This is a genomic window from Actinomyces gaoshouyii (assembly GCF_002072175.1).
Classification (GTDB): Bacteria; Actinomycetota; Actinomycetes; order Actinomycetales; family Actinomycetaceae; genus Actinomyces; species Actinomyces gaoshouyii.
In genome coordinates, this window is sequence record NZ_MVIV01000002.1 from 95,696 (window position 1) to 113,743 (window position 18,048).

An 18,048-nucleotide genomic window follows, 5' to 3' on the forward strand; every position below is an offset into this window, starting at 1 on the left:
GCGCCCCGTGCACTCCGGGAAGTGCGCGGCCAGGGCTCTACAGTCAGCGCATGAGCGCTCCGGTCCGCCCCGTTCCGCCCTCCTCCGGCCGCCTCGTCGTCGCCGCCGCAATCCTGGATTCCCTGGCCCGCCCGACGGCGATGCTCTGCGCCGCCCGCTCCTACCCTCCCCAGCACGCGGGCCAGTACGAACTGCCGGGCGGCAAGGTCGAGAACGGGGAGGAACCGGTGACCGCGCTGGCGCGCGAGCTCGCCGAGGAGATCGGGGCGTCGGTGCGACTGGGCGCCGAGGTGGTGCCGCCTGCCGCCCTGGCGGTTCCTCCTCCCCCGACGCGGCGCGAGCAGCCGGGCGACGACGCCCCGGCCTGGGCGGCGATGAACGAGCACCGGATGAGGGTCTGGCTCGCCGAGCCCGACGGCGATCGCCCGCCCCGATGCGGGAAGGCGCATCAGTCGCTGGACTGGGTGCGGCTGGGGGAGCTCGACGCCCTTCCCTGGCTGGAGGCGGACGCGCCCATCCTTCGCGCGATCCGGTCGACCCTCGCGCAGGGAGCGCACTCCTGATAGCGAGGATCAACATCCTCAGCGTGATTTCTCGCACAACCGCGGCTTCCGCCCAGGCCGCGACCCGCAACGATATCCGTACTTGCTGACACCGAGAACTACAACGTCACGTCGTGAGTTAGGCTAGCCTCATGCCGAAGATCATGGGTAGCTCCCTCGCCGAGCACCGCGAGCGCACGCGCAACGCGCTGTTCGAGTCCTTGTCCCTTCTCATGAGCCAGCGCTCCTTCGACAAGATCACGCTCTCCGACGTCGCCGCGCGCGCCGGCGTGGGCCGAACCGCCGTCTACAACCATTTCGCCGATAAGGAGGACCTGCTCCTGGCCTTCATGGAGCACGAGGTCGTCCGCTACTCCGAGGAACTGTCCATCGCGCTGGCAGGTATCGAGGACCCCATCGACCGCCTGCGCGTGTACATGCGCCAGCAGGCCCTCCTCAAGCGCCACTTCCACTTCCCGACCACCGGGCCGCTGGCCAGCTCGGTCTCGCGCAGCACGGCGGGACGGCTGCGCGCCCACGGCGGGCTCATCAGCCAGATGCTCGCCTCGATCCTCACCGACGCCATGGATGAGGGCCTCATCCCCCGGCAGGACCCGGCGATGCTCATCCCCCTGCTCAACGCCTGCGTCATGGGCGGGCGGCCCACCCCTCAGGACCCCGCAGCGCGGGCCGCCTACCTCGACGCCCTGGACACCTTCGTGCTGCGAGCCGTCGGCGCGCGACTCCCGGACCACGCGGTGCCCGCGATCCGCCGCACCCACGCCGCGGAAGACGTGTCGCCCCAGAGGACCCAGGAGGCGCCGCACGAGCGGGCCGCCGTCGGCTGAGCCGACGGCGGCCCGAGGTCACCCGGACCCGGCCCGAGGCGACCCGCCTCGCGGCCTCGTTCCGGCGCCGCGCCGCTGGGCACCGCCCGTTCACCAGCGGCGCTTGGCGCCGTCGTTCGGCCCCGCCGTGCGCCCCTCGCGCCCCTGGTTGCGGCGCTGGAGCCTCTTCTCCTTCTCCTGGCCCTCCGTGGGCGTCGGGCCGGCCGAGCCGCTCTTGCCCGGAGTGGGCGCGCTCGGCCCGGAGGAGGTCGGCTCCGCGGTCGGCAAGGAGGATCCCGAGGCGCTCGGATTCGTTGACGGATCACTGCTGGGACTCTGGGACGCATCCGGGGAGAGGGACCCGGAGGCGCTCGGGGTCTGGGTGGGCGGGGCGGTCGGCGTCGGGGTCTGGGTGGGAGGCGTCGTCGGCTGGGACTGCGGGGACTGCACGGGAGGCACCTCGCAGTCGCCCGCGGCCTCCTTCGCGGCGTCGACCTGGGCCTGCGCCGCCGTCATGTCCCCCGACTCCTGGGCCTGCCCCGCCAGGGCCATATGCGCCACGAAGAGGTTGATGCGGGTCATGCACACGCCGGTGCGCTGCCGGATGACATTGCCCTCGGTGTCGTAGGCGATGTCGATGACCTCCTGGGGGGCGTCGGGCAGGGAGGACTCCAGGTCGGCGATCGAGCGGTCGTAGTCCCCCGCCAGGACCTCGGCGGTGCCCAGGTTGTAGCGCACCCGCCACTTGTGCAGCCATGGGTTGATCGTGCGCACCATGCGGTAGCGGTCCACCGCGGCGGAGTAGTCGCCCACGTACAGGGAGCGGTTCGCCAGAGTGGTGCCCGTGGACACCGCCGCGAACCACAGGCCCACGACGAGCAGCATCGAGGTCAGGCCGAGCCCGATCAGCAGGCGGCGGCGCCTCGGCATCGGCTTGCGCGCTCCCATCACCGACCCCCTGCCCGCACCAGGCGGCGCACCTCGATATCGGAGCGCACGAGCGCCGCCGCCTCCCAGGTCATGAGCGCGAAGGCCAGGAGCGCCAGGGGCCACGTGAGATAGCGGCTGGAGCGCTTGCCGTGATGCCCGTCGGACAGGATCTGCTCGACGTCGACGCTCGTGAAGGCGCTTGTCGGGTCATCGCCCTCGCCGTCGCGCTGGTAGTAGGGCAGGCCGAGGTCGGTCGCCACCGTCTGCAGCTCCTGGGCATCCGGAATGGAGACGGCGTCGGCGGTCTGCCCCTCCTCCTTGATGTAGGGCATCTGGTCGGCGGGGGTGGTGCCGCCGTCGTACTCGCGCATCCTCCCTCCCTGGGCGGTGCCGTAGCCCAGCACCGCGCCGCCGTCGACGAGGGGGGCGAGGTCCTTCCAGGCCACGCCCTGAGAGGCGGCGTCCTTGGCCCCGGCGCCGTCGTCGGTGGTCTCGCCGTCGGAGAGGATGTAGACGAGGCGGGCGTCCTGGGGGGCCACCTGCTCGGCCTCGGTGAGGGTGGCGTTCAGAAGCGGGAGCATGCGCGCGAGCGAGGAGCCCGTGGATCGGCTCGTCACCTCCTGCCGGAGTGTCTTGATCCACGAGTCGACGGCGTTGATGTCGGTGCTCAGCGGCATCTCCCTGGCCGCCGTGGAGTCCAGGGCGAGGATGGAGAAGCGGGCTTCGGGCAGGGCCTTGCGGATTGCCTCCAGGTCCGCGCGGACGCCGTCGAGCCGGGTCCCGGCGCCGCCGGCCCAGTCCTCAGCGGCCATGGAGCCCGTGCGATCGACGACGAGGTAGACCTCCACGGTGGAGGTGACCCGCTGATCGTACTGGTAGGTGCTGGGGCCGGCGAGCATGAGCACGAGTGTGACCACCAGCGCGGTCCGACGGGCGACGACGAGGCGCGCCGAGCGCGACAGCGGGCGGCGGGCGGGCAGCGGGCGATCAGCCTCTCCTCCCGGCGGGGTCGGACCCGCGTCCCGTCGGCCGTGGGGGACGGGGGCCGCCCGGGGGCGCGGCCGCACCGGACGCAGGCGCCACCAGTTCAGGACGACGGCGCCGATGCCGATGAGGGCGACGAGGATGGCGAGGGGCCATCCGAGCAGCGGATGGAATGTCATGCGCGCCTCCAGGCGGCGATGAGCAACAGGGAGCCTGCGGCCAGCACCAGCCAGATGGCGCCCGCCCTGGGGGTGTCCGTCAGCCGCACCTCATTGTCGGCGCTGTACTCCTGGACCTGGGTCTTCTCCAACTCCTCGACGATGCGCCCAGCCGTGCCGCTGTCCCCCACCTCGTAGAACTTGCCGCCGTTGTCCTGGGTGGCCGTCTCCAGCTCCTGACGGGCCGACTCGACCTGGGCGGCGAGATCGCCGTAGTCGAGCTCGTCGTCGAAGCCGTAGATGGAGAACAGGCGGATCTTCTTGCTCGTGGCGAGCTCGGCGGCCTCGGGCAGGGAGTAGAGCTGGACGTGCGAGTCGTCGAAGACGAGGTTGTCGGTGGCCAGGATGATGGAGCGGGGGCGCTCGTCGGCGCTGGCGGCGCCGGAGTTGTCGAAGGCCTGCGTGCAGGAGGCCAGGCCATCGCCGGCCAGCGAGGAGGCGTCGAGTTCCTCCGCCATCGTGCCGGAGAACATCCGCAAATAGCGGCTGCGCGCCAAGGACGGGCTGGTGAACACGGAGCCCAGGAGATCGGTGATCTTGCCCATCTCGGTCTTGAGGGTCTCGTAGTCGTCGGTGAGGGGCACCATCGTCTGCGCCGTCGTGTTCCAGGCGATCAGCGCCACCCGCTCCCCGTTGAAGGAGTCGATGAGCTCGGTGTAGGTCTCCAGCACCTGGGAGTCCAGGCCGAGCATGGAGCCGGAGACGTCCAAGCACAGCACGATGTCGCGGCTGGCCAGGGCATCGTTGCGCACGTCCTTGCTCACGGGGCGGCCGGCGAGCAGCGCCGAGGAGACCATGGCCGCGATGATGAGCGCGCCCAGGAGCGCGTGGAGTGCGCGGCGGCGGCGCAGGCGGCGCAGGACGGCGGGCGAGCGCAGGAGGGGCATCGCGTTGGCGACGCGGCGCGTCGGGACGAACGGGGCCCGCTCGCCCCTGCGGGCGGCGCGCAGCGCGGCGATGCCGATGATCAGCGCGGCGGCGGCGATGAGGAACCAGGGGAGCCAGGGCATCACCATCTCGAGACCACCTCCCTGGCGTGCTCGATGGCCTGGGCGGCGGCGGCGTCGGAGTCGCGGTCGAAGGAAGGCTGCTCCCAGATCGCCAGGAGCTCCCCAACGTGCCCCAGGGGGTCGGTGTCCAGGGGCTGCGAGGCGGTCCTGGCGCGCTTGAGGCGGGTCTCGATGTCCTCGGACTCGGTGGACGCGGACATATCCATGATCTCCGTGACGGTCGCGGTCGTCAGGTCCTCACCGCTGCGCTCGGATCCGAAGCCCCGCAGAGCGGAGGCCAGCTCGAGGTGCAGGACGCGCAGGTCGATCTGCCCGGCGTCGTACTCCTTCGCGGCGCGCTCGACGAGCCTCATCCAGCGGCGGCGCTCCCCGGGGGCCATGGGAATATCGCTGATGAAGCCGTCCCGGACCCGGTGGCTCAGGAACGACCAGAGCAGTCCGGCGACGGCGAGCAGGAGGATGACGACAGCGGTGACCGCCATCCAGGTGGGCATGAGCTGCGGGGGGCTGAGCTCCACGGTCATCGCCTCCTTCGGGCGGTGGCGAGGCGCTGGCGACCGAGCACCTCGGCGATGGAGTCCACGAGTCCCTCGTCGGAGGCGACGACGGCATGCTCAATGCGCCGCGAGTCCAGCAGCGCGGTGACGCTGGCCCGCCGGGCGGCGTCGATCCGGGCGAGCTGGGCGCCCAGGGCCGTGTCGTAGCGCAGGAACACCGGCAGGTCCTCCGCCATCTCCACATCGCGGACCGCGCCGGGATCACCGGTGATGGGGGCGTCGTCGGCGATCTGGATGACGACGAGCTCGTGCTGCGCCGACAGCCTGCGGAGCTGATCGTGGGCGGCGGCGTCCGGATGGGAGGTGTCGGTCAGGAGCACCACGAGGCTGCGACGGCTGTGAAGGCTGATGACCTTGCCGAGCAGGCCGGGAAGATCGGAGGCGGGCGCACCGGGGACCAGCTCGCCGATGGCGGCGCCGCTGTCCCGCCGGGACGAGACCTGCCCGACCCGCACTTGAGCGCTCGCCGGGGCGCCCCGCGGGGACTCTGTGAGGGCGGAGTACTGCCGGGCGATGAGCCACAGGATCATCTCGGCGTGCTCGGCGCCCGACCGGGGCGGACGGGAGAGCATCCGGGAGGCGTCCCCGGCCACGAGTGCCACGGAGTCGCCGCGCAGGCGGGCCAGGTAGGCCATGACCTCGGCGGCGGCGAGGGCGAGCTCGCGCTTGTCCTCACCGCTGGGGGCCTGGGCGGCCATGGTCCGGCCGGTGTCGATGGCCAGGACGAGGGGCAGGTTGGACTCGCGCTGGTAGCGCTTGATGACGGGCTGGCCGAGGCGCGCGGAGGCCTTCCAGTCGATATCGCCCACGTCGTCGCCGGGGCGGTAGACGGACAGATCGTCGAAATCCTGCCCGTGTCCCAGGAGCACCGACCTGTGCCGCCCGTCGAGCAGCCCGGTGGCGCGGCGCAGGGCGGGCAGGGCCAGGCGCCCCCGCACGCGGGCCAGGCGCGACCCGCGCTGCGTTGGCTCGGCCGGCAGCTCGATGGCGCCCGCCGTGGAATGACGGCTCACGGTGTGGGGACCGCCGCGAAGACCGCGTCGATGATGGCCTCGGGGGCGATGCCGTCGGCGAGGGCGTCGTAGGTCAGCACCAGGCGGTGGCGCATGACGGCGTGGCGCAGCAGGCCGACGTCGTCGGGGGTGACGTAGGTGCGACCGACCTGCAGCGCGAGGGCCTGGGAGACTCGCATGAGGGCGATCGAGCCTCGCGGCGAGCCGCCGACGCGCACATGGCGCTCCAGGCCGGGCACGGGGCGCGGGCCGCCGCCGCGGGAGGTGTTGATGATGGCGACGATGTACTGCTTGATGACCGGGTCCACGTAGACGCGCTCGACGGCGCCCTGGAGCCATTCGACGTCATCGGTGCTGATGGGCTGGACGCGCAGGGGCTCCTCGAAGGCGCCCGAGGAGATTTTGTCCAGGACGTCGACCTCCTCCATGGGCTTGGGGTAGCTCAGCACCTCCTTCATGAGGAAGCGGTCCATCTGCGCCTCGGGCAGGACGTAGGTGCCCTCCTCCTCAATGGGGTTCTGGGTGGCGAGCACCATGAAGGGGCGCGGCAACGGGTAGACGACGCCGCCGATGGAGGTCTGGCGCTCCTGCATGGCCTCGAGCATGGCGGACTGAGTCTTGGCACTGGAGCGGTTGATCTCGTCGAGCAGGACGATATTGGCATGCACCGGGCCGAGCTGAGTGGTCATCTCCCCGGTGGCGTAGTGGAGGACCTGGGTACCGACGATGTCATTGGGCATGAGGTCCGGGGTGCACTGGATGCGGGTGAAGGAGCCGGAGACGGCTGAGGCGAGTGTCTGGGCGGCAGTTGTCTTGGCCAGGCCCGGGACCGATTCCAAGAGGATGTGGCCACCGGCGATGAGCGTGGTTATGAGCGCCAGGCGCAGCTGCTCCTGGCCCACCAGGCGCTGCTCGAAGACCTGGTGGATGCGTTTGATGAGGGCGTCGGCGCGCTCCACGTCCTCCTCGGGTTGGCGGGAGCGGGAGGAACGGGCGGCCTCGGCGCGCAGGGCCTCGCGCGTGGGCAGGAGGCCGGTCGGCGCGGGGTAGGCGTGCTCGCGGGGGACAGTGAGGACGGTTCCCGACTGCGGGGCCTCTCCCGGGGCGGGGCTGGCAGCGCGCCGCGCGCCGGGGGCGATCGACGGCGGGACGGCGGGCACCGCGCCCCTGAGGGGCCCAGCCGCGGTCGGTTCGGCGGGCTGCCGGTGCGGCGCGGGGTCGGTGCTCATACGTCTCCTCATGAGGTGCGGTCGGCGCTCTGCCGCACGCAGGCTATAACGGAGCCCTGCTGAAGCGATACCTCCGGCGATGGGTATCCTCACCCACATTCCCGCTCCGTCCGGGCGATTCTCCGCCCTGCTCGCGAGACCGGTCGAAATCATGATCGAGACCGGTTCGAGAACCGGTCTCGATCATGATTTCGACCGGTCTCGCAGATAAAGAGGGATTATGAGGCTGTGGGGCCGGCAGATCGGCGTCCGAGGCCTCGACCCCCGCCAGCGCCGTCCTGCCGGCAATCGGCCATGCTCCGAGCCGCGGAGACGCGCCCCACCCACGAAGCGCTTCACGGTCGGGCTCACGCCGCGCCTCACTCGCTCAAGGTCACGTCGCTGCCGGCGAGGCATATCGCCAGGCCGTTGTCGGTGACCCTGACCTGGCTGATCCGCAAGCCCCGGGGAAGCTGATCGGGCGTGATCTCCACACCGCCGATCGGGATGCCCAGCAGCGCGAGAATCCTGCCGCCCTCGGAATCGGGGCCGTCAATGGGCACCTCGACCCCGTCGGCCTTCGCCGAGCTGACGGTGATGCTCAGGCCGCCGTCGTCCGTGACCCGCGGCTCGAACACGAACTCGACGGCGGAACCGTAGCCGACGCCGGAGGCGCGGGCACTGCCGGGATCCGTGTCCGTGCCCGGACGCACCACGTCCACCGTCACGTAGTTGGGATTGATATCAGCGGTGGTCACCAGGTCGCTGGCCCCCCGCCAGTCGATGAGCCCCGTGGCGCGCGCGCTGCTCGCGCGATGCGGCCCGGAGGTACTCACACCGGTCAGCTCCACGTGGACGTCACCGATACTCAGGGTGCTGGCCGTGTCCGCCCTCACGGGCAGGTCGAGTCGGGAGGCGTCGATGCCGATCGAGTCGACGCGGCCGTGGAGGAGTTGGAGGATGAGGTCGTCACTCGTAGTGATGGAGGCGTTCTCGTCGAGGCCGGGGAGCGCCTGGCGGATGGCGGAGGCCACGCGCCCGGAGAGATAGGAGTCCAGGGCCGGGCGCACCACGAAATTGCCCACGACGAGCAGAGCAACGGCGCAGACGGCGGTGATGACCAGAGCCCGCCGACGGCGCGGGGCGGGGCTGGGAGCGGACGGGGCGGAGGAGGGAGTCAGGGAGGACGCGAGCGAGGAGGTCTCAGACACGGTCGGCTCCCGCCCCCTTCGCGGCGGCGCCCACCTTGGTCGGGGCGGTGATCACGGGCGCGGCGGCCGCCCGGTTGGCGGCCAGCTCGTCATCGAGCATGGGCAGATCCTCGGCGGTGACCATGAGCGTGAAAACGGCGTGCTCGACGAGCGCCGTGCGGCGGTTGGAGGCGGCGCCCTCGGCGCGGCCCCTGCACAGCCCCCGCACGCCGACGCGGTCGAGCTTGCCGCAGACGTCGTCGAGCTTGCGGTTGAACTTGGTGATCGGCCAGCCCAGGCGCGCGGCGGCGGCCTGCGAGGAGGGGATCTCCGCGGCGCCGGTGCCAGCGCGGCGCAGCACCGGCTCGGACAGGGCGAGGATGAGCAGGAGCTGGGACCGGGTCATCGGGGTGACGCCGATCGTCGTCCGACCGGTGGACTGCCTGACGCCGTCGATCCCGGCGAAGTGATCCTCTCCAGCGCCTATGAGGTCGATCTCATAGGCGGTGGAACCGGCTGAGAAAGTGAGGATGACCCGCGGAAAGACCAGGGGCATGCGCGCGCCCGGGGCGAGGCGGGACTGGACGAGCCCATCGCCGTCGGTGAGAGTGGCCGACAGGCGCGAGCCCTCGTTGGCGATCCACCACAGGCCGTTCTCACGGGCGAGCACGATGAAGTGACGGTGCAGGTAGGGGTTGTCGTCGATGTCGAGATCCCCGCCGCGGCCGATGACGAAGGTCTCGTTCGGGGCGATCCTGTGCACCTCGCCGGAGAAGTCGAGCACGAGCTCCTCGGGGCGGTCAGGATCGACGGAGGGCGGCGATTCCGTCCACGTTGCGTCGCTGGTCATGAGGAGAATCCTTTGTTTACGGCTGGTAGTGCTGGGATGGGCGGATCGAGGGCGGCGAAGGCTGCGACGGGACCCATGGGTCGGGGTTGACGAGGATACAAGGCGGCGTGGCCCGCGCCCGGCCCTCGGGGGCGCGACCCTCATCATCCGGGGCCATCCAACGCACCTCCCCCTGACCGCTCGGGAGCCGTGACGACGCCGACCATCGACGGGCGCTCCACGAGATCGACGACCATCGCCGTGGCGTTGTCATGCCCGCCGTTCTCCAACGCGGCGGCGACGAGGGCCTCGGCGGTGCGCTGCGGGGTGAGGCCGGCGCCCAGGATGAGGGCGAGCTCGTCGTCGTCGAGCTCATCGCTCAAACCATCGGAGCACACGAGGAAGCGCTCGCCCCCCGTGGCGGGCAAGAGGCGCGCGCTCGGGGTGAAGGGGCCCGCCAGTCCCCCGCCCAGGGCGCGGGTGACAATGTTCTTGCGGAAGTCGTCGCGGGCCTCGGCCCGACTGAGCTCACCGGACTCGATGAGCTCCTGGACCTTGGAGTGATCGGTGGTGACCTGGTGGAGCTCGCCATCGCGCAGGAGGTAGACGCGCGCGTCACCCAGGTTGAAGACCAGCCAGGCGGGGATGCCGTCGAGGTGGAGCAGGGCGATGCCGGCGATAGTCGCGCCGGGCCGGTGCGAACCGGAGGAGGGCAGCGCGTCGACCTCCTCCCCGGCCTCCTCGATCGCCTCGATGACCTGGGCGGCGTCGCTGATGACGCTCCCGGCCAGGGCGGAGATCCTCTCCAGGGCGGTGCGGGCGGCCAGGCGCCCGGAGGAGTGCCCTCCCATGCCGTCGACGACGACGTACACGGGCTCCAGGGCCAGGTAGCCATCCTCATTGGCGGTGCGCATGCGACCGACATCGGTGGCGGCACCGACGATGGGGGCCTGGGACGCGGACGCGTCGGCGACCGGCTCAGTGGTCTCGCTCATCGGTTGGTCCCGCCCTCCTTGTTGCCGCATTGGGGGTGACCATACCGTTCCTTCCGCCTCCCTATGGTCATCAGGGCTCCCTCAGGTAGGCTCGCAGCCGCTAGTGCCCCCCCCGGCACTCCGGGACCCTCGCCTCCTCCCCCCGGCGCATCCCGGCCCCCGATCGCCGCTGAAGGACCGTCATGTCTCAAGCTCAGGACGAGCTCATCGCACGCGCTCAGGACCCCACGACCCCCTGGGCGGAGCTGCACGAGCTCGCTCAGAACTACCCGGGACTGCGCCCGTACGTCGCGCGCAATCCGAATACCTACCCGGACCTGCTGAGCTGGTTGGGGTCCCTGGGGGACGCCGCCGTCGACGCCGCGCTGGCGTCCCGCCCCGATGCGATCAGTCCCATCAGCCCGATCGATCCCGCCGCCATGAGCGGCCCCAGCACGAGAACCATGCCCGGCGCGATCTCGGTCCCGCCCGCGACCCAGGGCGCGTCGGTGCAGCCGATGGACCCCGCATGGGCCGCGCAGCAGGCCGGTCCCCAGGCGTTCCAGCCCGCCTACCAGCCGGGCGCCTACGCGGCGGGCCAGCAGCCCTACGCGCAGGGCTACGACCAGCAGCCGCTCCTTCCCGGAGTCGGCGAGCCCGTGCCTCCGAAGAAGGAGAGCCATCAGCGCTCCAACCTGTTCCTGTGGTTCCTGGCCCTGGTGGTCCTGTCCCTCGTCGGGGGGATCGTCTTCTGGGTCCTCGCCGAGGACGACGACGCCACCAAGGCCAGCCGGGCGAGCACGGACCAGACGAGCCAGGCCTCCTCCCCCGCCCAGGGCGGCGAGGCGCCGGCCCCCTCGGCCAGCGCCTCGCCCAGCGCCTCGGCGAGCCCGACGGGCAAGAAGGCCTTCCCGGCGCCGTCGGACGCCGCCGAGCTCGGGGCCTTCACAGCGCCGTCGGGCAATATCTCCTGCACGCTGACCGACTCGGGCGCAACCTGCATCATCAAGGAGCACTCCTTCTCCCGGGACGGTTGCACATCCTCTCCCTACGAGGCCACCGTCGGCGACGGCGAGGCCACCGGCAAGTGCGCGACCTCCTTCTCCAGCGGGGGCGTCACGCTCAACTACGGCGCCTCGGCGAAGCACGGCGACTACGCCTGCACCTCCTCGCAGTCCGGGATCTCCTGCTGGAGCCAGGTGACCGGCAAGGGCTTCACGCTCTCGCGCGAGAGTGTCCAGAGCACCTCGAAGAACTGAGCCCGCGCGGCGCCGCCGGGGCTCGCGAGGCGCGCCCGCGTCTACCATCCACGCATGCCGTCCTACCGTCGAATCCTGCGCGAGCCCGGCGCCCTGCGCTTCTCCAGCGCCGCGCTCATCGCCCGGTTCCCCATGTCGATGCTGGGGGTCTCCCTCATCCTCACCGTCCAGGCGGTTTACGGCTCCTACTCGGCGGCCGGCGCGGTCAGCGCGGCCTTCGTCGTCGCCTCGGCGATCGGCTCGCCGGTCCTGGCACGCCAGGTCGACGCCCGGGGCCAGGGCGCCGTCATGCGCCCGGCGCTGGCGGTCTCCGCGAGCGCGCTGGCGGCGCTCATCGCCTGCCTGTCGATGCGCGCCCCACTGCCCGTGGTCCTCGCCCTGGCGGCGGTGGCGGGCGCCTTCACCGGGTCGATGGGCTCACTGGCCCGCTCGAGGTGGACTGTCGTGCTGTCAACCCCGCAGGACCTCCACGCGGCCTTCTCCCTCGAGGCGGCACTCGATGAGGTCGCCTTCGTCATCGGCCCGCCGCTGGCCACTGCCCTGAGCACCGCACCGGCACTGCCCACCGCCTCGGGCGTCATCGTCTGCACCCTGCTGCAGACCGGTGGTGGGGCCTGGTTGCTGTCCCAGAGGGCCACGGAGCCCCCGGCGCATCCCCGCCCCCGGCGCGGGCCGGGCAAGGACCGCGAGAGCGGCGCAGCCCCATCGAGCGCGGGCGCCTCCCGGGCCCCGGTGCTGCGGCACGGGGCGGTCCTCGCGGTGATCGCCGTGTTCATGCTCACAGGCGGGCTGTTCGGGGCGAATGACGTCGCCGCCGTCGCCGTCGCCGAGGAACTCGGGCACCCCTCCGCGGCGGGCCTCGTGCTCGCCGCCTGGTCGGTGGGCTCTCTCAGCGCGGCGCTCGTCTTCGGGGCGCGCACCTGGGGGTGGCCGCTGTGGAAGCAGCTCCTGGCCGGCGTCACCGGGCTGGCCGTCGGATGCTCGGCCCTGCCGATGATGCCGGGCCTGGTGTCGATCGCCGTCGTCATGGCGCTCACCGGAATGGCGATCGCCCCCACGGTGACGATCGGCAACAACATCGTTCAGGTGACGGTGGCCCCCTCGCGACTCACCGAGGGCCTGGCCTGGATCGGCACCGCGCTCAACATGGGGGTCTCCCTGGGCTCGCTCGTGGCGGGCTACGCGATCGACCGCACCGGCTCCCATGGCGGGTATCTCCTCGTGGCGGGCTTCGCCTGGATGGGAGTCCTCGCTACCATCGTCGCCCTGCCGACGCTGCGATCAGCCAAGGTGAGAACCGATTTGGAGAAGCCCGCATGACATCAGCCCCTGACAGCGCCCCGACACGGCGAACCGCGCACGAGCGCGCGCTGGAGACCGCCCTCGGCTCACCCGCCCTCCTCATCCTGGGCTGCGCGGGCCTACTGCTCACCCCCGTCCACCAGCTGTGGGACAACCTGGTGCCCTCCTTCAAGCTCGACGCGTGGATCTACTACCACGCCGTGGCGCAGTGGCATGCCGGAGGCTCCCTCTACGACTGGTACGCGAACCCCGGGCAGAGGACATGGCCCTTCACCTACCCGCCCTTCGCGGCCTGGGTCTTCACGCCCCTGCTGCTCATCACTGATCGCGCCGCGCAGATCCTGCTCACAGCGCTCACGCCCTGGGCGGCGGCTGTCACCGGCTGGGCGAGCCTGCGCTGCCTGGGAGCGCGCGGGAGGGCGGCCCTCACCGGCGGGGTGTGGCTCGCGCTGGCAGGCTGCCTGGTGGCCGAACCACTGGACAAAACCATGGAGTACGGGCAGATCAACGCGATCCTCATGATGCTCGTCGCGCTCGATCTGCTCGTGATGCCCGCCGGCTCGCGCTGGCGAGGGGTGGGCAGCGCCGTGGCCGCGGCCATCAAGCTCACCCCCGCGATCGCAATCCTCGTCTTCCTCGTGCGCCGCGAGTGGCGGGCGGCGACGACGATGGTCGCCACTGCCGCCGGGCTGACTGCGGCGGCGTGGGTGGCCTCGCCCCGGGAGTCGGCGCGCTTCTTCGGCCAGGCGATGCTCGACCCCTCGCGAGCGGGGCTCCCCGACTACTCGGGCAATCAGAGCCTGCGCGGGCTCGTGGCCCGGACCCTGCCGGAGGGGATGTGGGGCCCGGCGTGGGCGGGGCTCGCGCTCCTGGTGGTGATCGGCGCCGTGCTCCTGACCAGGATCCTGGGACGGGGCGCCTCCGCCTCGGACGGCCTGATCCTGCTGCTCCAGGCCGACGTGGCGATGACCTGCGGGCTGCTCATCTCCCCCATCAGCTGGTCGCACCACTGGGTGTGGTGCCTGCCGCTGCTCATGGGACTCGGCGTCGCCTCCTGGCGCTGGTGCTCGCCCGCCCTCATGACGGTGGCGGCGTCCGGCGGGCTCGTCTTCGCCCTGGCCATGCAGTGGTGGTTCCCCGAGCAGAACCATGCGGAGCAGGACTGGCCGTGGTGGGCGGGACCGCTGGGGTCCTCCTACACGCTGTGGGCGCTCGCCGCTGGGGCTGCGCTGTGGGTCTGCGCCCCGACCGGCGCCGGGACCGACCGGCATCGCCTATACGCGGCCTGACGACGTCGCCGTCGTCCCGCTCGCGACTCTCGGTGCGTGAGCGCGCGCCGGGGTGGCGGCACCCGTAAAATCAGCGGGTGCCGCTCTTCGATATCGCCCGTGCCGTGGAGGACCAGTTCCACCACGACGTCATCCCCGTGCTCAAGCGCCGCGGCTGGCGCCCACGCGTGGTCGCCTACGACGGTTACGGGACCAGCGCCGGCGAACCCGACGGCGCCGATATGGCGCGCGTGCTGGCTCGGATGGTGCTGCGGCCCGTGGACGCCCCGACCGAGGGGCCGTTGTTCCGCTCCCTGCCGGAGCGGCGCCCGGTCTCGGCGGCGGAGGTGATCGACAACGCCCGCATCTCTCTGGCGGACGCGCAGCGGGGCTGGCGCCTGTTCATCGACGCGCCGGTGCCCTTCCTCCCGGTGACGATCACGGTGGGCCGCACCCGGATCCGCACACGGGCGGATCGTGAGGGGTACATCGACGTCGTCGTGCGCGGGCACGGGCTGAGCCCGGGATGGCATGACGCGGTGATCGACGCCGCCGGCGCGGGACGATCCAGCGCGCGCGTGCTCGTGGTGGGCCCGGAGCCGACCCTGGGGATCATCTCCGACATCGATGACACGGCGATGATCTCCCACGTGCCGCGCGTCCTCGTGGCGGCGTGGAACCAGTTGGTCAAGTACTCCTCGGCGCGCGAGCCGGTGCCCGGGATGGCTCGGCTGTACCGGCGCGTTCAACGGGCCCATGAGGGGGCGCCGGTATTCTACGTGTCCACGGGCGCGTGGAATGTCATGCCGACGCTGCGCGCCTTCTTCGCCCGCCACGGCTTCCCCGAGGGGCCCGCGCTCATGACCGACTGGGGACCGACGAACACCGGATGGTTCCGCAGTGGCATCGAGCACAAGCGCACCGAGCTGCGCCGACTCATGATCGATCTTCCCCAGGTGCGCTGGCTGCTCGTGGGCGACGACGGCCAGCACGACCCCCTCATCTACGGCGAGGTGGCCCGTGAGCACGCGGATCGCGTGGCCGCGGTGGCGATTCGCCGACTGAGCACCACCGAGCAGGTGCTCGCCGGGGGCATCGCCGCTCGTCCCATGGGCATCGGGTCGGCGGCCCGCATGCTCGCGGAGGCGGATGTCCCGGTGGTCACGGGAACCAATGGCTTTGAACTGGCCTCCCGACTGCCCACTGCGATCGGTGGCGAAGGACGCTGAAGAGCGAGGACGACCGGCCTGGTGCACCCAAAGTGATGACCAACGTCACGCTGGGACCGAGGATTGAGGTCCCAGCGCCGGGCCTGCGATCCGCCCCCGAGAGGAAGCTCGGCCGCGCCTCGCCCAGGAGTCGTCGGACGGCTAGGCTGGGCATCGCGGTCCCGGCACGACGGGCCCGCCGCACGCATCTAGGAGGCACGCATGAGCAAGCTCCCCTTCGTCCTCGGCCTCGGCGCCGGGTACGTCCTGGGCACACGGGCGGGCCGCGCCCAGTACGAGCGCATCAAGGCGACCGCCCGGGGCGTCGCCGAGCAGCCCTTCGTCCGCACGAGGGTCGACGCCGCCCAGACGCGGGTCGCCCAGGCCGTGCGCCAGCAGGGCGAGGCCGTCACCGACAAGGTCGCTGACGCCGTCAAGGAGCGCCTCTTCGGCGCCCCCGCCTCCCCGGCCCCGGCGAGGGGCTCGGAGCCGGCCGCGGTTGCCGTCGAGGACGCCACGATCCGCCCCATCGAGTAGCGCCGCGCGTCACCCCCTTCTCGGCCCGGCTCCGGTGAGAGCCCCGGCCCTTAGAGGTCCTCGGGGGCGAGGGGCTTGCGGCCGCGCCGTCCTCGGGAGGACCCGCCGTCGCCCGCGCTCGCCCGCCGGGCGCCATCGCCCCTGACGCGCAGGCCCATGAGCCCGCGGCGCCATCCGATCGCGGAGCCGCTCGGGAGCGTCCACTTCGGAGGCCTCTCCCCCCGGGCGCGCCGCCGCATCTCGCGGTCCCCCACCACGGGCAACTGCCAGGAGCGCCAGTAGGCGAGCAGGCACATGCCCGCCCCCACGAGCGTGGCCGCGAGAATGCCCCAGCTCTCGTGGAAGCCGACGCGCACCATCACCACATCGGTCAGCGCCGCCAGGAGCGCCGGGATCGCGTAGAGCTTGTTGCCGCCGAAGACCGCCGGCGTCTCCCCCACCGACACGTCGCGGATCATGGAGCCGCCCACCGCCGTCAGGCAGCCCAGGAGCAGCGCCGGCATGACGCCCAGTCCGTTCGCCAGGGCCTTGGTAGCGCCCGTGGCCGCCCACACCCCCAGGACGACGGCGTCGGCCACCACGAGGAAGCGGCGGGCCGGGCGGGAGGTGAAGGGGACAAGCCAGGCGATCATCGCACCGGCGCAGGCGGCGTAGAGGTAGTAGGGGTCCGTCAGGGCGAAGGGCGGGCCGTTCTGGATCATGACGTCGCGCAGGATGCCGCCGGCGGTCGCCGTGAGGATCGCCAGGACCACGAAGCCCACGAGGTCGAAGTTCTTGCGGCGGGCAATGAGCGCCCCCAGGATCCCATTGAGCAGCACGCCGGACAGGTCGATGGCGCGGAAGGTGACGGGCAGGGCGCCGAGGGCCGTGATCTGCGCGGGATGAAGCGCGATGGGGAGGCAGACCGCTGACAGCACGGCCACACGATAGAGGATGCGCGGCGGCGCAGGCCCGCACGCGGCGAGGACTCACCGGGCAGGCGGCGAGGTCGAGCCGCGCCCGCCCGCGCCGCCCCGCGTCCAGCAGTGCCGCCCACCGCCTCAGGCTCACCGAAATCACCACTGGCGGGCGCAACCGGCCCGGGGGAAGATCGGGCACGTGCCATCACACCCCTCCCCGCCCTCCCGGTCCTCGCCGTCGGCGCCGCGGCGCTCGGCCGCGGGCTCGCGCTACGCCCCGCCCCAAGACCTGTCCAAGTACGCGTGGCTGTCCATCGGGGCGGCCCTGGCCACTATCGCCCTGAAATCGTGGGCGGCATGGGTGACCGGCTCGGCCGGGCTCCTCTCGGACGCGGCGGAGTCTCTCATCAACCTGGTGGCGGCGGTGATGGCCTTGTGGGTCCTCAAGGTCTCGATCCGCCCAGCGGACGAGGACCACCAGTTCGGCCATTCCAAGGCGGAGTACTTCTCCGCGGTGGTCGAGGGCGTCATGATCTTCGTCGCGGCGGCCCTCATCATCGTCACGGCGACCGAGCGGATCATCCACCCGGTCATGCCCGAGAAGCTGGGACTGGGCCTGGCGGTCTCCGTGATCGCCTCGCTCATCAACGGCGGGGTCGCCTGGATCATGTACCGGACGGGGCGCGCCAAACACTCGGCCACGCTCATCGCCGACGCCAAGCACCTGTCCACCGATGTCATCACCTCCGCGGCCGTGCTCATCGGCGTGGGGGTCGTGGCGCTCACCGGCTTGCCAGTGCTCGACGCCCTCGTGGCCCTGGGGGCGGGCCTCAGCATCATGTGGACGGGCTTCACGCTCATCAACGAGTCGGTGGGCGGGCTCATGGACGCCGCCCCTGCCGCCGAGGCGATCGCCCGGGTGGAGGAGGTGCTGGGCGCCCGCCGTGAGCCCGACCGCATCGACTTCCACGCCATGCGCATCCGCGAGGCGGGCAACCGCCGCTTCATGGATCTCCACGTGCTCGTGCCCGACACCTGGACGGTCAAACAGGGGCACGACTACACCGAGGACCTCATCGACGACCTCGTCCGCTCCGATCCGGGCCTGCGGGTCTCCGCCCACCTCGAGCCGATCGGCGATCCGAAGAGCTACGAGGACCTCGACGATATCTGACCTCCCCGGACGCGCGGCCCCGAGGGCCCGGCAGGGGCGCCGATGCGGGCGGGATGGGGTGCGACCGGCCGGGCCCGGCCCTGCCCCGCCGTCGAGCCCCGTTACAGGACACCGCCCTG

The 18,048-nt window shown here is 71.8% G+C and carries 18 protein-coding genes; 8 read left to right on the forward strand and 10 right to left on the reverse strand.

What is annotated here, in order from left to right; translation table 11 throughout:
* Nucleotides 1-50: 50 nt before the first annotated feature.
* Together B1H50_RS02180 and B1H50_RS02185 are read left to right on the forward strand one after the other, a co-directional pair.
* The gene (locus tag B1H50_RS02180; protein ID WP_080462160.1) at nucleotides 51-563 is read left to right on the forward strand and encodes an NUDIX domain-containing protein; all 513 of its coding nucleotides are present in this window, start codon (nucleotides 51-53) and stop codon (nucleotides 561-563) included.
* 131 nt (nucleotides 564-694) lie between these two features.
* Entirely contained in the window at nucleotides 695-1,390 is a 696-nt protein-coding gene (locus B1H50_RS02185) for a TetR/AcrR family transcriptional regulator (RefSeq protein WP_080462161.1), read from the forward strand.
* Between the two features lie 90 nt (nucleotides 1,391-1,480).
* On the opposite strand, the gene B1H50_RS02190 is transcribed toward B1H50_RS02185, so the two are convergent.
* From B1H50_RS02190 to B1H50_RS02230, 9 genes are all read right to left on the reverse strand, one after another.
* Nucleotides 1,481-2,299: a tetratricopeptide repeat protein gene (locus tag B1H50_RS02190; RefSeq protein ID WP_143231747.1), complete on the reverse strand. Its 819-nt coding sequence runs from the start codon at nucleotides 2,297-2,299 to the stop codon at nucleotides 1,481-1,483.
* Between the two features lie 17 nt (nucleotides 2,300-2,316).
* The gene (locus B1H50_RS02195) at nucleotides 2,317-3,462 is read right to left on the reverse strand and encodes a VWA domain-containing protein (RefSeq protein WP_080462163.1); all 1,146 of its coding nucleotides are present in this window, start codon (nucleotides 3,460-3,462) and stop codon (nucleotides 2,317-2,319) included.
* A complete protein-coding gene (locus B1H50_RS02200) occupies nucleotides 3,459-4,517 on the reverse strand; it encodes a vWA domain-containing protein (RefSeq protein WP_080462164.1) in 1,059 nt (352 codons plus the stop codon). The genes B1H50_RS02195 and B1H50_RS02200 overlap by 4 nt, the downstream gene beginning before the upstream one ends.
* On the reverse strand, nucleotides 4,511-5,035 hold the full coding sequence (locus tag B1H50_RS02205; protein WP_188640668.1) for an alpha-amylase: 525 nt from the start codon (nucleotides 5,033-5,035) through the stop codon (nucleotides 4,511-4,513). Before B1H50_RS02205 ends, B1H50_RS02200 begins: the two co-directional genes overlap by 7 nt.
* Nucleotides 5,032-6,081 (reverse strand): DUF58 domain-containing protein, encoded by a 1,050-nt coding sequence (locus B1H50_RS02210; protein ID WP_080462165.1) that lies wholly within the window; start codon nucleotides 6,079-6,081, stop codon nucleotides 5,032-5,034. The genes B1H50_RS02205 and B1H50_RS02210 overlap by 4 nt, the downstream gene beginning before the upstream one ends.
* Complete coding sequence (locus tag B1H50_RS02215; protein WP_080462166.1) at nucleotides 6,078-7,310, reverse strand: AAA family ATPase; 1,233 nt, start codon at nucleotides 7,308-7,310, stop codon at nucleotides 6,078-6,080. Before B1H50_RS02215 ends, B1H50_RS02210 begins: the two co-directional genes overlap by 4 nt.
* A gap of 359 nt (nucleotides 7,311-7,669) precedes the next feature.
* Nucleotides 7,670-8,500 (reverse strand): LmeA family phospholipid-binding protein, encoded by an 831-nt coding sequence (locus B1H50_RS02220; protein ID WP_080462167.1) that lies wholly within the window; start codon nucleotides 8,498-8,500, stop codon nucleotides 7,670-7,672.
* The gene (locus tag B1H50_RS02225; protein WP_080462168.1) at nucleotides 8,493-9,329 is read right to left on the reverse strand and encodes an FHA domain-containing protein; all 837 of its coding nucleotides are present in this window, start codon (nucleotides 9,327-9,329) and stop codon (nucleotides 8,493-8,495) included. Before B1H50_RS02225 ends, B1H50_RS02220 begins: the two co-directional genes overlap by 8 nt.
* Before the next feature lie 143 nt (nucleotides 9,330-9,472).
* On the reverse strand, nucleotides 9,473-10,303 hold the full coding sequence (locus B1H50_RS02230; protein WP_080462169.1) for a PP2C family protein-serine/threonine phosphatase: 831 nt from the start codon (nucleotides 10,301-10,303) through the stop codon (nucleotides 9,473-9,475).
* A 182-nt stretch (nucleotides 10,304-10,485) separates the two neighbouring features.
* On the opposite strand from B1H50_RS02230, the gene B1H50_RS02235 reads away from it, so the two are divergent.
* From B1H50_RS02235 to B1H50_RS02255, 5 genes are all read left to right on the forward strand, one after another.
* Nucleotides 10,486-11,541 (forward strand): variant leucine-rich repeat-containing protein, encoded by a 1,056-nt coding sequence (locus tag B1H50_RS02235; protein ID WP_080462170.1) that lies wholly within the window; start codon nucleotides 10,486-10,488, stop codon nucleotides 11,539-11,541.
* A 54-nt stretch (nucleotides 11,542-11,595) separates the two neighbouring features.
* Nucleotides 11,596-12,861, forward strand: a complete 1,266-nt coding sequence (locus B1H50_RS02240) for an MFS transporter (protein WP_080462171.1) — start codon at nucleotides 11,596-11,598, stop codon at nucleotides 12,859-12,861.
* Nucleotides 12,858-14,132 carry a glycosyltransferase 87 family protein gene (locus B1H50_RS02245; protein WP_080462172.1) on the forward strand — a complete coding sequence of 425 codons (1,275 nt, stop codon included), beginning with the start codon at nucleotides 12,858-12,860 and terminating at the stop codon, nucleotides 14,130-14,132. Before B1H50_RS02240 ends, B1H50_RS02245 begins: the two co-directional genes overlap by 4 nt.
* Before the next feature lie 77 nt (nucleotides 14,133-14,209).
* A complete protein-coding gene (locus tag B1H50_RS02250) occupies nucleotides 14,210-15,340 on the forward strand; it encodes an App1 family protein (protein WP_080462173.1) in 1,131 nt (376 codons plus the stop codon).
* 201 nt (nucleotides 15,341-15,541) lie between these two features.
* Nucleotides 15,542-15,856 carry a protoporphyrinogen oxidase gene (locus B1H50_RS02255; protein WP_080462174.1) on the forward strand — a complete coding sequence of 105 codons (315 nt, stop codon included), beginning with the start codon at nucleotides 15,542-15,544 and terminating at the stop codon, nucleotides 15,854-15,856.
* 50 nt (nucleotides 15,857-15,906) lie between these two features.
* On the opposite strand, the gene B1H50_RS02260 is transcribed toward B1H50_RS02255, so the two are convergent.
* Complete coding sequence (locus B1H50_RS02260; protein WP_373284809.1) at nucleotides 15,907-16,773, reverse strand: trimeric intracellular cation channel family protein; 867 nt, start codon at nucleotides 16,771-16,773, stop codon at nucleotides 15,907-15,909.
* Between the two features lie 271 nt (nucleotides 16,774-17,044).
* On the opposite strand from B1H50_RS02260, the gene B1H50_RS02265 reads away from it, so the two are divergent.
* Complete coding sequence (locus tag B1H50_RS02265) at nucleotides 17,045-17,929, forward strand: cation diffusion facilitator family transporter (RefSeq protein WP_229657856.1); 885 nt, start codon at nucleotides 17,045-17,047, stop codon at nucleotides 17,927-17,929.
* Nucleotides 17,930-18,048 lie beyond the last annotated feature (119 nt).